At 73.6% G+C, this 12,649-nt stretch carries 10 protein-coding genes; 6 read left to right on the forward strand and 4 right to left on the reverse strand.

Going from position 1 to position 12,649, the window contains the following annotated elements:
- Positions 1-526 precede the first annotated feature (526 nt).
- Positions 527-1,402: an alpha/beta fold hydrolase gene (locus ACIQUQ_RS14865; protein ID WP_403975421.1), complete on the forward strand. Its 876-nt coding sequence runs from the start codon at positions 527-529 to the stop codon at positions 1,400-1,402.
- A gap of 272 nt (positions 1,403-1,674) precedes the next feature.
- Positions 1,675-2,814 carry a Kelch repeat-containing protein gene (locus ACIQUQ_RS14870; RefSeq protein WP_403975667.1) on the forward strand — a complete coding sequence of 380 codons (1,140 nt, stop codon included), beginning with the start codon at positions 1,675-1,677 and terminating at the stop codon, positions 2,812-2,814.
- A 74-nt stretch (positions 2,815-2,888) separates the two neighbouring features.
- On the opposite strand, the gene ACIQUQ_RS14875 is transcribed toward ACIQUQ_RS14870, so the two are convergent.
- From ACIQUQ_RS14875 to ACIQUQ_RS14885, 3 genes are all read right to left on the reverse strand, one after another.
- Positions 2,889-4,472, reverse strand: a complete 1,584-nt coding sequence (locus ACIQUQ_RS14875; RefSeq protein WP_403975669.1) for a transporter — start codon at positions 4,470-4,472, stop codon at positions 2,889-2,891.
- Positions 4,473-4,567: 95 nt separating this feature from the next.
- The gene (locus ACIQUQ_RS14880; protein WP_403975424.1) at positions 4,568-5,386 is read right to left on the reverse strand and encodes an ABC transporter ATP-binding protein; all 819 of its coding nucleotides are present in this window, start codon (positions 5,384-5,386) and stop codon (positions 4,568-4,570) included.
- A gap of 122 nt (positions 5,387-5,508) precedes the next feature.
- On the reverse strand, positions 5,509-6,174 hold the full coding sequence (locus ACIQUQ_RS14885) for a bifunctional DNA primase/polymerase (protein WP_399955746.1): 666 nt from the start codon (positions 6,172-6,174) through the stop codon (positions 5,509-5,511).
- Positions 6,175-6,456: 282 nt separating this feature from the next.
- Between ACIQUQ_RS14885 and ACIQUQ_RS14890 the strand changes: the two genes are divergently transcribed.
- Together ACIQUQ_RS14890 and ACIQUQ_RS14895 are read left to right on the forward strand one after the other, a co-directional pair.
- Positions 6,457-7,839 carry a transcriptional regulator gene (locus ACIQUQ_RS14890; RefSeq protein WP_403975427.1) on the forward strand — a complete coding sequence of 461 codons (1,383 nt, stop codon included), beginning with the start codon at positions 6,457-6,459 and terminating at the stop codon, positions 7,837-7,839.
- 126 nt (positions 7,840-7,965) lie between these two features.
- Entirely contained in the window at positions 7,966-9,633 is a 1,668-nt protein-coding gene (locus ACIQUQ_RS14895; protein ID WP_403975429.1) for a hypothetical protein, read from the forward strand.
- A 97-nt stretch (positions 9,634-9,730) separates the two neighbouring features.
- On the opposite strand, the gene ACIQUQ_RS14900 is transcribed toward ACIQUQ_RS14895, so the two are convergent.
- Entirely contained in the window at positions 9,731-11,062 is a 1,332-nt protein-coding gene (locus tag ACIQUQ_RS14900; protein WP_403975431.1) for an ABC transporter substrate-binding protein, read from the reverse strand.
- Between the two features lie 179 nt (positions 11,063-11,241).
- Between ACIQUQ_RS14900 and ACIQUQ_RS14905 the strand changes: the two genes are divergently transcribed.
- Both ACIQUQ_RS14905 and purU read left to right on the forward strand, forming a co-directional pair.
- Complete coding sequence (locus ACIQUQ_RS14905; protein ID WP_403975433.1) at positions 11,242-11,688, forward strand: hypothetical protein; 447 nt, start codon at positions 11,242-11,244, stop codon at positions 11,686-11,688.
- A gap of 72 nt (positions 11,689-11,760) precedes the next feature.
- Positions 11,761-12,645 carry a formyltetrahydrofolate deformylase gene (gene purU / locus ACIQUQ_RS14910; RefSeq protein ID WP_403975435.1) on the forward strand — a complete coding sequence of 295 codons (885 nt, stop codon included), beginning with the start codon at positions 11,761-11,763 and terminating at the stop codon, positions 12,643-12,645.
- The last annotated feature ends 4 nt before the right edge of the window (positions 12,646-12,649 follow it).

The following is a 12,649-nucleotide window of genomic DNA, read 5'->3' on the forward strand; positions in this document are numbered from 1 at the left end:
CACCCGGGCCCATCCGGCCCCCCACCCGGGCCCATCCGGCCCTCTCCCCCGGGCCGACCGAGCCCGCCATCCGGGGCCACCGGACGACCCCTCAGGCCCCGTTGACCCCACCCGCCCCCGGCAACCGCCGGGAGGCCCCGGCTCCGCCATGTCGAATTCCGGCTAATCCCTCGGAATGGAAGCGACCGCGCGACTCCCGTGCCAGGCTTGCCCCAGGCAACTGCGGGAGGGGGCGATGCGATGTGCCCGGCCCCGCGCGCCCGGCGCGCCCCGGCACGAGAAGGTCCCGGCGCCTTACGACGCCGGGACCTGTCCTCCCCTTTGCTGACCCGGAGCCCCGAGCTCTCAGGGTCAATCCCCTCGGACCGTCTTCCCCGAGCGGCCCGCCTCCCGATGAAGATCTCCCCTCGGCAGCGGCCGCCAATCCTTGAGGAAGGTCACTCGAAAGAGCGGTGTTGCCGGGGAGACGCCCGTTTTCGAATGCAGGTTCGATAGTCTGGCGCGGAGCGAAGGGGGTGCATCGACGGTGGTACGGCGCATCGATGTGGCGGGAGCCGACGGTGTGCGGCTCGCCGCCTGGGAGTTCGCTGACCCGCCCAAGGACACCGACGGCGGAGCCCCGGCGGAACCGGCGGTGCTGTTACTGCACGGGCTGATGGGGCGTGCCTCCCACTGGGCCGGCACCGCCCGCTGGCTGGCGGCCCGGCACCGCGCGGTGGCCCTGGACCAGCGCGGCCACGGCCGCAGCGAGCGCCCCTCGGACGGCCCGTACTCCCGTGACGCCTTCATCCGCGACGCCGAGGCGGCCATCGAGCAGCTCGGGCTCGCCCCCGTGATCCTCATCGGCCACTCCATGGGCGCCCTCACTGCCTGGCAGCTGGCCGCCCGCCGTCCGGACCTCGTCCAGGCCCTGGTCATCTGCGACATGCGGGCCACGGCGCTCGGCGCGGCCTCCCAGCGGGAGTGGGAGGACTGGTTCCGCAGCTGGCCGCTGCCCTTCGCGACGCTCGGCGACGTGCGCAAGTGGTTCGGTGAGGACGACCCCTGGGTGGAGCGCCCGAGCCCGGCCCGCGGCGAGTTCTTCGCCGAGGTGATGACCGAGGGCCCCGACGGCTGGCGTCCCGTCTTCTCCCGCCGCCAGATGCTGCGGGCCCGCGAGACCTGGGTGCACGACGCGCACTGGGAGGAGCTGGGCCAGGTCCGCTGCCCGACCCTGGTCGTCCGCGGCCTCGACGGCGAGCTGGGCCGGGCCGAGGCCCAGGAGATGGTCCGGGTCCTCCCACTGGGCGCCTACGCCGAGATCCCCGACGCCGGCCACCTGGTCCACTGGGACCAGCCGGCCGCCTGGCGCGCAGCGGTGGAACCGTTCCTGGCCGACCTGCCGGCACCGGTGCGGGAGTAGTTCGGGGCGGGGCGGGCCGGCGTGGGTGCGCGGCTGAGGCGGCCGGCGAGGCGTGGCGGAGGCGGCCTGCGGTGCGCGGCCGAGGCGCGGCGTGGATGCGTGCGCGGGGCTCGTGCCGACGGTTCGCTCCCGTGGCGGTGCAGTGCTCCGTCTGCCGCGGTCCGCCGGGGCCGACGGGAGGAGACCCGCCGGTAGGCGGGCGGGTTCCGCGGTGCGGCGTGGGACATCCCCGGGTGTCTGACCCCTACCAAGGAGGAGCCCCCGTGCCACCCATGCGCACACCACCCCCTGCCCCGACCCGGAAGAAGTGGCGGAAGCGGCTCGCGCTCGCCGCCGTCCTGGCCACCGCCGCGGTCCTGGCCGGCATGCTTCCGGCCGCCGCCAGCAACGGGACGATCTGGACGTCTCTGCCGAGCATGCCGACGGCGCGGCGTGCGCCGGCGTCGGCCGCGGCTCCCTGCCCGCCGGGCCAGGCGGGCACATGCGTCTACACGGTGGGAGGGCAGGCCGGCACGAGCCAGGTGGCGACCATCGAGTCCTACAACCGGATCACGAACGCCTGGTCGACCCTGCCGCCGATGCCCACCCGGCGCTCGCACGCCGCCGCGGTCGCCGCCCCGTGCCCGCCCGGGCAGTCGGGGACCTGCGTCTACGTCATCGGAGGACTCGTCACCGAGGGGGAGACTGCGACGTTCCAGTCGGCAGTGGAGTCCTACAACCCGGTGACCAACGCCTGGAGCATCCTGGCCCCCCTGCGGACGCCTCGGTCCGGTCTGGCGGCCGCTGCGGCTCCGTGCCCGCCCGGTCAGTCCGGAACCTGCGTCTACGCCGTTGGCGGCAGCAGCAACGCGGCGCCGGTGACGGGCCTGGCGGAGTCGTACAACCCTGCCAACAACGCCTGGAGCACGGTGGCCACCATGCCCGTGCCCAGGGCGCTGCTGGGATCGGCGGCAGCGGCCTGCCCGCCGGGCCAGCAGGGCACGTGCGTGTACGCCGTCGGTGGGTTCGACACCGCCCCCACGACGGCCGTGCACTCCTACAATCCCGCCACCAACGTCTGGAGCCCCGTTGCGCCACTGCCCGTTGGACGCTGGGCTGCGGGCACTGCGGCCTCGACCTGCCCGCCCGGCCAGAGCGGTGTCTGCGTCTACACCATGGGTGGCGTCAACCTGAGCAGCGTTCAGTCGTACAACCCGGCATCCAACCTGTGGACGGACCTGCCCCCGATGCCGACCCCTCGCACGCACCTTGCCGCGGCTGCCATGCAGTGCCCGACGGGCGTGGCCGGCAACTGCGTCTACGCCACGGGCGGCGTGGCCGACCAGGGCGTCGTGAGCGGCGCGCTCGAAGCCCTCGATCCCCCGGACCGGGTCCAGGCCGCCGATGTCGCGGAGCAGCCGCAGGAAGACTGAGAACGCCCGCCGCCGGAGCCCCGCGCAGGGGCTCCGGCGACGGGCGCCCGGGTGAACGCGCACCGGCGCCGGCGTCAGCCCTTGCTGACCGCCGCGAGGATCTCCGGCAGGCGCTCGGCCGTCCAGGGGGCCGCCGTGCGGATGCCGGCCCAGACGAGCAGGCCGCCGTACAGTGCGCCGGCGGGCAGCAGGAGCCACAGCAGCCCGTGCTGGCCGGTGACGTGCAGGAAGACGGTCGCCACGATCAGCGGGGCGCACAGCAGGGCCGACACCAGCATCCCGAGGAACACGCTCATCCAGGCGAGGCCGCCCTGGCCCGGCGCCGCGTTCTTGAAGGCGCCGTCCTGCGGGATCGAGTACGGGAAGCGGGACGAGGACACGGCACCCGTGGCCAGCATCGCGCCCAGCAGCGCGAAGGCCAGCCCCAGTGCCTCGGGCAGCGACTGCCAGTCGCCCAGCAGCGCGGCGGTGACCACGGCCACCAGGGTGGTGAACGGCAGGGTCACCAGCAGCAGCGCCAGCGCGCGGGCGCGCAGTTCCTCGTACGCCTGACGGGGCGTCGCGATGGTCTGCGCGACCATCCAGAAGGCCGAGGTGTCCTGGCCGAACTGGTTGTACATCTGCACGCCCAGCATCCAGGCGCCGAAGCAGGCGAAGTAGATCGAGCCGGTGCCCTGGAGGGCGTTGAACACCGGCACGATCAGGCCGATCGCCAGCGCCGTCACCCAGGCCGCCTTGGTCTTCGGGTCGCGCATCACGTACCGCAGGGTGCGCTGCATGACGGCGCCCGTGCGGCCGCCCGGCAGCAGACCCCAGGCCCCGCCGCCGGACTCCTTGGAGCGGGTCGGCTCCGCCGCCGCGACCGTGGACCCGTCGGGCGTGACCATCAGCTTCGTCAGCGAGCGCTCCCAGGCCCACACCAGCGCACCCAGCGCCACGAGGGCCAGCAGCAGCTGCACGGCCGCCGCCCCGTACGCGCCCTCGCTCGCGGACTGGACCGCGCCCAGCGCCGAACCGGGCGGCACCCAGCGCAGCACTGCCGCCGCGGGCTCCAGGGTGTCGAGGCCGCCCTGCTGGAACAGCCGCTGGCTCCCGAAGTTCACCACCTGCGCGCCCACCGCGATCAGCAGACCGCTCAGCAGCGCCAGGTCACGCCCCTTGCGGCTGGTCAGCAGCCGGACGTTCGCCGTGGCCACGGCGCGCGACAGCGCCACGCACCCCAGCAGCACCACCGGCACCGCCAGCACACCGGCCACGACCCCCGCCGCACCCCGCGCCAGCGCGATCACCGAACCCACCGCGAGGCAGAGGGTGAAGAACGGGCCGATCCCGACCAGCGAGGACACCAGCAGCGCCCCGACCAGCGGCCGCGGCCGCAGCGGCAGCATCACCAGCCGCGAGGGGTCCAGCGTCTCGTCGCCGGCCGAGAAGAACAGCGGCATGACCGCCCAGGCCAGCGCCAGCACGGCGCCCAGCAGCACCACCACGGTCCCGGCGGCGTCGGGGAACCCGCGCAGCAGCACCAGGAGCAGCACCGTCAGGGCGGCGAAGAACAGCGTGAACGCCAGCGACACGACGTACGCGGCCTTGCGCTTGGAGCTCTGCCGCAGCCCGTTGCGCAGCAGCGACAGCTTCAGCCGTACGAAGACCGGGGCCAGCGCCCCGACGGAACCGGCCGGGCCCGCAGCGGCAGGGCCCGCAGAGGCAGGCCCCGCAGAGGCAGCACCCGCAGCGGCAGTGTGATCCGCGGCGCTCACCGGCCCGCCCCGCCGCCGAGCCAGTCCAGGGACTCGCCCGCGTCGCGTCCGCCGGCCCCCACCAGCTCGAGGAAGGCGTTCTGCAGCGAGGACGCGTCGCCGCGCACCTCCGCCAGCGTGCCCGACGCGCGGATCCGGCCGGCGGCCATCACGGCGACCCAGTCGCACAGCGACTCCACGAGCTCCATCACGTGGCTGGAGAAGACCACGGTGGCCCCGGAGGCGGTGTAACGTTCCAGCACCCCGCGGATGGTCTGCGCCGACACCGGGTCGACGCCCTCGAACGGCTCGTCCAGGAACAGCACTTCGGGGTTGTGCAGCAGCGCCGCGGCCAGCCCGATCTTCTTCCGCATGCCGGTCGAGTAGTCCACCACCAGCTTGTGCTGGGAGCCGGCCAGGTCCAGCACGTCGAGCAGCTGGGTGGCCCGCTTGTCGACCTCGTCGCCCGGCAGCCCCCGCATCCGGCCCATGTAGCCGAGCAGTTCACGGCCGGAGAGCCGCTCGAACAGCCGCAGCCCCTCCGGCAGGACGCCGATCCGGGACTTCACCTGGACCGGGTCGGCCCACACGTCGTAGCCGGCCACCTCCACCGTGCCCTGGTCGGGCCGGAGGAGTCCGGTCACCATCGACAGGGTGGTGGTCTTCCCCGCACCGTTCGGCCCGACGAGGCCGATGAACTTCCCTGCCGGGAGCTCCAGATCGATCCCCGAGACGGCCACCTGCTCGCCGAACCGCTTCCACAGCCCCGTTATCCGCACGGCCGCGGGCGGCGCGGGTCGCGCCCCCGCCCCGTCCGTGAACGTCTGGTCAGGCACTTGCGCCCTGCCTTTCGTACTGTTCCCCGTTGGTCGGAGTCACCTTACGAGGCCAGCACACCGGCGCTGAAGATCCCGGAGCCGGCGCCGGGCCGCACCCGCGGCGGGGCTCCCGGCCCGGTTCAGCCCAGCCGTGCCCGGGCCGCCGCCGCCTCGCGACCGCACGCGTAGGCAAGGGGGTTGATCAGTTCCTCCGCGTCCGGCAGCCAGCGGTTCGCGGGAGTGGGCCGTCGCGCCCACTGCACCGCGCCCCGCCCGCCGAACCGGGTGGGCGGGGCCGCCACGTAGTCGCCCTCGCCCCGCGCGAGGAGGTCGATCGTGGACGGCGACCAGCCGAGCTTCCGCACCAGCTCGGGCACCTTGGCCGAGGCCCCCGGCAGCACGAAGAACAGCATCCGGCGGTCCGGCGTGAGCGCGACGGGCCCCAGCGTCAGCTCCATCCGCTCCATCCGGGCCAGCGCCAGGAACCCGGCGGTCTCCGGCACGTCGATCGCGTCGAAGGTGCGGCCGGTGGGCAGCAGGATCGCCGCCTTGGGCTGCTTCTGCCACATCCGGCGCACCTGCACCGCACTGCCCGTGGCGGAGGCCGCCCACCCCTGCATCACCGGGTGCGCCCCGGGGGCCACGCACTCCGAGTTCCCGCAGGAGCACAGCTCCCGGCCCTCCTCGGCCTCCAGCCAGGTGCCGGGGAACACATCCCAGTGCCGCTCTTCCGCGTACCGCACGGCATGGTCCAGCAGCTGCTCGCCACGCTGCTTGGGGATGGGTGCGGTCTCCGTGACTCCCATGGTCTCTTCCACGCCCTTCACAACTACAGCCGTCACCTGGGGTTACGGGCGTAAACCAGCCAGGGGGCGGAGCATCGATCCTGCACGCGGGGCGCACCGGTGCACGGGCGGGGGCGCGCAGGGGACGAGGGAGCGGGTCCGGGGTAGCGAGTGACGTGAAAGCGCGACAATCCCAGGCGAGTGAGCGCAAGAGCACCACGTTCCGGGCAAGTTCCGCATTCTCCGCCGATCCGCCGGGCAGTGATCGTACGCACGACACTCGCGGCCACAGGGGGTTTCTTCATGGCAGCCAGGCCTCTCGTCGCCCGCCAGCCGAACGAACGGCTCCAGGCGCTCATCCAGGAAGCCGGGTGCTCCAATGCCGGACTGGCCCGCCGGGTCAACATGACCGGTGCGGAACACGGACTGGATCTCCGGTACGACAAGACTTCCGTCGCCCGTTGGCTGCGCGGCCAGCAGCCCCGCGGCCGCGCCCCGGGCATCATCGCCGAGGCCCTCGGCCGCAAGCTCGGCCGGACCGTCACCATCGACGAGATCGGCATGGCCAACGGCAAGAACCTCGCCTCCGGGGTCGGCCTGCAGTTCTCCCCGACCGTCGTCGGCGCGATCGAGCAGGTCTGCGAGCTGTGGCGCAGCGACGTGGGCCGCCGCGACTTCCTGTCCGGCTCCACCGTCGCCGCCTCCGCCCTGGTCGAGCCCAGCCGGGACTGGCTGATCACCAGCGCCGACGCCCAGGTCGCCCGGACCGCGGGCGCCCGCGTCGGCGCCTCGGACGTCGAGGCCGTACGCGCCACCACCGAGGCCCTGACCGAGCTGGACCACCGGTTCGGCAGCGGGCACGTCCGCCCGGTCGTCGTGCACTACCTCAACAGCGTGGTCTCCGGGCTGCTCGGCGGCTCCTACCGCGAGCCGGTGGGCCGCTCCCTCTTCGCGGCCGTGGCCCGCCTCACCGAGCTCGCCGGGTACATGGCCGTGGACACCGGGCAGCCCGGGCTGGCCCAGCGGTACTACATCCAGGCGCTCCGGCTGGCGCAGGCCGCGGGCGACCGCGCGTACGGCGGGTACGTGCTCGCCGCGTCCATGAGCCACCTGGCCGCCGAGCTGGGCAACCCCAGGGAGATCGCCCAGCTGGCGCGGGCCGCGCAGGAGGGCGCCCGCAGCCAGGTCACGCCGCGGGTGCAGGCGATGTTCTTCGCCGCCGAGGCGCGCGGGCACGCGCTGATGGGGGACGTCCGGGCCACCCAGCTGCTCGCCGGGCGGGCGGTGTCGGCGCTGGAGCGGGCCGAGCCCGACTCCGGGGACGACCCGGTGTGGATCAAGCACTTCGACCAGGCCTACCTCGCCGACGAGCTGGCCCACTGCCACCGCGACCTCGGGCAGGCCGAGGCCGCCGGCCGGCGGGCGGAGGAGGCCCTGCGGGCCCTGCCCGGGACCAAGGCCCGCAGACGCGCCATCGGGCTGCTGCTGCTGGCCGCCTCGCAGGTGCAGGCGCGCGAGGTGGAGCAGGCCTGCCACACCGGCACGCAGGCCGTGGAGCTGCTGGGCACCCTGCGCAGCAACCGCGGCGCCGAGTACCTCGACGACTTCCGGCAGCGTCTGGAGCCGTACCGGGAGGAGGCCGCCGTACGGGAGTTCACGGCCCGTCTGGAACTCCAGGCGGCATGACGCCTCCTCAGTTCACGGCGCGTTCCCCCGCGTGTCCGCTTGCTGTCGATCATGGGCGCGTGGCAGGGCGGGAGGGCGACCCGGTAGCGTAAACCGACGATTCCATAGGCAGCAGAAGGAGTCCCGGTGACGCAGAGCGGACAGGGGGGCGAGCCGCAGTACCCCTCGGCGCGCCCCGCCCACGAGGGCATCGTGCTGCCCGCCGACGGCTCCGCCCCGATCATCCCGGGTGTCCCCGCGGGACCTCCCCAGGAGCCCTGGGCGACCGAGACCGCGCCCGTGGGCGGCAGCCCGTGGGACGACCAGTGGGGTCCTGCGCAGGGCCCCGGCGTGCCGCCGCCCCCCGCCCAGCCGATGGGCGGCGTCCCGCAGCAGCCGCACCAGCCGGCGGCGTACGGGTACCCGCAGCCGTACCCGGAGCAGCCCGAGGCGTACGGGCAGCAGCCGTCGTACGGCGCCGGCTACCCCGGGCAGGACGCGTACGGGCAGTACGCCGCGCCCCAGGACCCGCACGGGCAACAGGGCTACGACCCGCAGCCGCAGGCCGCACAGCCGGGCTACGACCAGCAGTACGCCGCCCCCGGCGACCCCTTCGGCGCCCCGGCACCCCGGCACGCGGCCCCGGGCGCGGACGCCGAGGCCACGGCCCTGATCCCGCCCTTCGACCCGGGCGCGGCCACCCAGTACGTCCCGCCGGTCCCCGGCGGCGCGGACGCGGCGGCCACCCAGTACATCCCGCCGGTCCCGGCCGGCCCCGACGCGGCGGCCACCCAGTACATCCCGCCCGTCCCCGCGGCCCCCACGGGCCTGGACGAGGCCGCCACCCAGTACATCCCGCCCGTCCCCGCGGCCCCCACGGGGCTGGACGAGGCGGCCACGCAGTACATCCCGCCCGTCCCCGGCGGCCCCGCCGGGCCCCCCGCCGAGTTCGACGGCCTCTTCCGCACCCAGGGCGGCGGCCTCCCCGCGGGCGCGCCCGGCGCCCCCGGCGGCTACGGCTACCCGGCCGACGCCCCCGGCTCCACCCAGCAGATGCCGCGCATCGAGGAGCCGGTCGCCGCACCGCGCCCGTACCCGGGCCAGCAGCCCCCGCACCAGCCCCCGCACCACCAGGCGCCCCCGCCGGCCCCGTACCGGTACGAGGAGGAGCCCGAGCCGCGCCGCGCGCCGGTCGGGCTGATAGCGGCCGGTGTGCTCGGCCTCGCGGTGGTGGGCCTCGGCGTGGGTGCGCTGATGGCCGGCGACGGGACCAAGGGCAACAACAACCCGGCGACCGTCTCCTCCGACGCGACCAAGCCGGGCGCCACCAAGGACGCCGGCGAGAAGCCGGTCGACCCGGCGCGCGCCCAGGCCGTGCAGCTGGACAAGCTGCTCGCCGACAGCGGCGGCAGCCGGGACACCGTGATCGGCGCCGTCGACGACATCAAGGGCTGCGACAACCTGGAGCAGGCCGCCGACGACCTGCGGGACGCGGCCCGCGAGCGCGAGGAGCTGGTCACGCGCCTGGAGGAGCTGAAGATCGACCAGCTCCCGGACCACGAGCGGCTCTCGTCGGCGCTGACCAAGGCCTGGAAGTACTCGGCCTCGGCCGACAAGCACTACGCGGAATGGGCCGAGCAGGTCGACGGCGGCAAGAAGTACTGCAAGAACGGCAAGGCCAGGACCACCAGCCACACCAGCGCGGGCAACCGGGCGAGCGGCAACGCCAGCAAGTACAAGGAGCAAGCCGCCGGCCTCTGGAACACCATCGCGGTCAAGTACGAGCTGACCAAGCGGGACAAGACCCAGCTCTGAGGGCCGGGCCGGCGCACCTCCGGGGGCCGGCCCGGTGCACGGCGCCGGCCGCCCGCACCCAGCGGAAAGGGGGCGGGGCCCCCTTCCACGCCGGTGGTCAGCCGGTGGCGCGCGACGCCTCCAGCGTGTCGGTCATGTCCCTGGAGCCCTCGCCCTGGCCGACCAGCCGGCCCTCGCGGACCTCCTGGAAGGTCACCCGGCCGTTGACGAGGCGGGGGAAGCCCCCGACCGCGCGCAGGTCCTTGAAGCGCCAGCTCAGGTCGGGCGTCAGCCCGCCGGTCTTGACGCCCTCGCTGCGGTTGAGGGCCTTGGCGACCTTGCGGCCGGTGATCTCGGAGTCGCCGAGGCCCTTGATGATCTCGGTGAAGACGGTGTACGCGATCCAGGTGGTCTGCACCCCGGTGTCGGCCGGGTCGATCCGGTCGTCGCCGAAGGCGTGCCGGGTGATCACCCTGCGCATGGGGGCCCACCGCGCGTCCGTCGCGACCGGGTACCAGCCCGTGACGTACGCCCCCTCGAACGGGCCCTCCTTGCCGCCGGTGCGGTCCACCAGGGACTGGCTGACACTGCCGAGCACCGAGGAGATCCGCACCCGCTGGTCGTCGCTCTCCACGCGGCGGAACGAGTCGAAGAAGGTCTCGGTGCGCTCGCCGAGGACGGCCGTGACGCAGCCCTTGGCGGCCTTGTCCTTCGCGGCCGAGGTGCCGATCCGGCCCGGCAGCGAGGCGCTCGCGCCGGCCTCGTCCAGGGCCTCGCGCGCCTTGGCGCTGTAGTCCGTGGCGTCCTCGGCGGCCCGCACGTCGGCCGCCGCGTGCTGGTCGCCCGACTTCAGGCCGGCGTTGAGGAGGATGGGCATGGTGTCGCCGGGCAGGGTGTCGGGGCGGACCAGCGCGACCTTGTCGCAGGTGCGGGCGAGCTGGCGGCCGGCGCCCGCGAGCAGCACCGGCTGACCGCCGTTGACGGGGTACGAGAGCACGCTCTGGAACTCCTCGGCGGAGACCCCGTAGCCGCCGATGAACGGGATGCCGGCCGTCTCCAGCGGTGCCATGAAGGCGAGGCCGTGCTGGCTGTAGGAGCCGACGACCGCGACGGCGCCGGCCTGGACCGCCTTCCGGGCGCACGCGGCGGCGCCCTGGGCGGTGTTGTGCTCGTTGCAGGTGAGGACCTTGAGGTCGTGGCCGTTGATGCCGCCGTTGGCGTTGACCCAGCGCTCGTACGCCTTGGCCATGGCGGGCATGCCGGGCATGTTGGTGGCCTTGGTGCCGTCGGGCGCCCACGTCATCACGGTGAGGGGCTCCCCGGATCCCCCCGCGTTCCCGGGGAGCGCCCCGCATGCCGTGATGAGGGACGCGCAGACCGCCGTACACAGCGCGGTGATCGCCGCTGATGTGGTGGAACGGAATGCAGTGGTGCGTCGCCGACCGGTCATGTGCATGCACGATTCCGCCTCGCGGGTAACGACGGAGTGATGTCCACTCAACGTTCGGTGACGTCCGGGTGAACTCCGGGGGCGTCAAGATCGGCCCAAGCGGGAACGTACGATCGACAACCGTGACATTCGTCCAAGGTTCGAAGAACTCTTCCCGTCGCGGCGGTCGCTCATCCACCATGGGCGGCATGCCCCTCAACGACATGCCCTGGTGGCGCTGGCGCTGCAACGTGCGCTCGGCGCTCCACATGCTTTCCGACCCCGCCTTCCAGGAGGAGTGCTGGCTGGGGGGCCAGGAGGGCTACGGAGACGTCACCGACGCCGTGTACCGGCTGGTCGAGGACACCTGGCTCGACAACTGGTCCGCCGAGAAGTACGTCGGCACGATCTTCCGGGACAGCCAGGAGGCCGCGCTCGTCGACGTCGCCGTCCTGCGCGTGCTGCGGATCCTGCACCAGGTCGGGCCCGACGCCCCCGTCTCCGCCTACCTGGAGCACCACGGCTGGCCCGAGGCCGTCCGTGCCGCCCGCGAGGCCCACGTACGCCTGGCGACGGCCGACGGCGACGACCCGGACACCGCCCCGCGCTCGCTGGAAGTGCTGCGGATCATGACGAGGGCCGCATAGCGTTCCCCGCGGCCCTGGGCGTATAGGGCCGCGGTAGGTTCCCGGCCTGCGCGTATGGGAGTCTTGGGCGTCATGAGCGACCCGAAGAGCGCCTCCGCGGCGGCGAGGCCCGAGCAGTACGTCCTGACCGTGTCCTGCCCTGACAAGCAGGGCATCGTGCACGCGGTGTCGAGTTACCTCTTCATGACCGGCTGCAACATCGAGGACAGCCAGCAGTTCGGCGACCACGAGACCGGCCTGTTCTTCATGCGGGTGCACTTCTCCGCCGAGTCCCCGGTGACGCTGGAGAAGCTGCGCGCGAGCTTCGCCGCCATCGGCGACTCCTTCCGGATGGAGTGGCAGATCCACCGCGCCGACGAGCGCATGCGGATCGTCCTCATGGTCTCCAAGTTCGGCCACTGCCTGAACGACCTGCTGTTCCGGTCCCGCATCGGCGCGCTGCCGGTCGAGATCGCGGCCGTGGTCTCCAACCACACCGACTTCGCCGAACTGGTCGCCTCGTACGACATCCCCTTCCACCACATCCCGGTGACCAGGGACAACAAGGCCGAGGCGGAGGCCAGGCTGCTGGAGCTGGTCCGCGAGGAGAACGTCGAGCTCGTCGTGCTCGCCCGCTACATGCAGGTGCTCTCCGACGCCCTCTGCAAGGAACTCAGCGGCCGGATCATCAACATCCACCACTCCTTCCTGCCGAGCTTCAAGGGCGCCAAGCCCTACCACCAGGCGCACGCGCGCGGCGTGAAGCTGATCGGCGCCACCGCGCACTACGTGACGGCCGATCTCGACGAGGGCCCGATCATCGAGCAGGAGGTCGAGCGCGTCGGCCACGAGGTCACGCCCGACCAGCTCGTGGCGATCGGGCGCGACGTGGAGTGCCAGGCGCTCGCGCGCGCCGTGAAGTGGCACAGCGAGCACCGGGTGCTGCTGAACGGCAGCCGCACGGTGGTCTTCGCGTAGCGCC

The organism is Streptomyces sp. NPDC101118 (genome assembly GCF_044759445.1).
Lineage (GTDB): Bacteria > Actinomycetota > Actinomycetes > Streptomycetales > Streptomycetaceae > Streptomyces.

Excerpts from the sequence above, each read along its gene's own strand:
- ACIQUQ_RS14870 (WP_403975667.1), top strand. The coding sequence starts at position 1,675 with ATGCGCACACCACCCCCTGCCCCGACCCGGAAGAAGTGGCGGAAGCGG.
- ACIQUQ_RS14885 (WP_399955746.1), bottom strand. The coding sequence starts at position 6,174 with ATGGGAGTCACGGAGACCGCACCCATCCCCAAGCAGCGTGGCGAGCAG.
- ACIQUQ_RS14890 (WP_403975427.1), top strand. The coding sequence starts at position 6,457 with ATGGCAGCCAGGCCTCTCGTCGCCCGCCAGCCGAACGAACGGCTCCAG.
- ACIQUQ_RS14900 (WP_403975431.1), bottom strand. The coding sequence starts at position 11,062 with ATGACCGGTCGGCGACGCACCACTGCATTCCGTTCCACCACATCAGCG.
- ACIQUQ_RS14905 (WP_403975433.1), top strand. The coding sequence starts at position 11,242 with ATGGGCGGCATGCCCCTCAACGACATGCCCTGGTGGCGCTGGCGCTGC.
- purU (WP_403975435.1), top strand. The coding sequence starts at position 11,761 with ATGAGCGACCCGAAGAGCGCCTCCGCGGCGGCGAGGCCCGAGCAGTAC.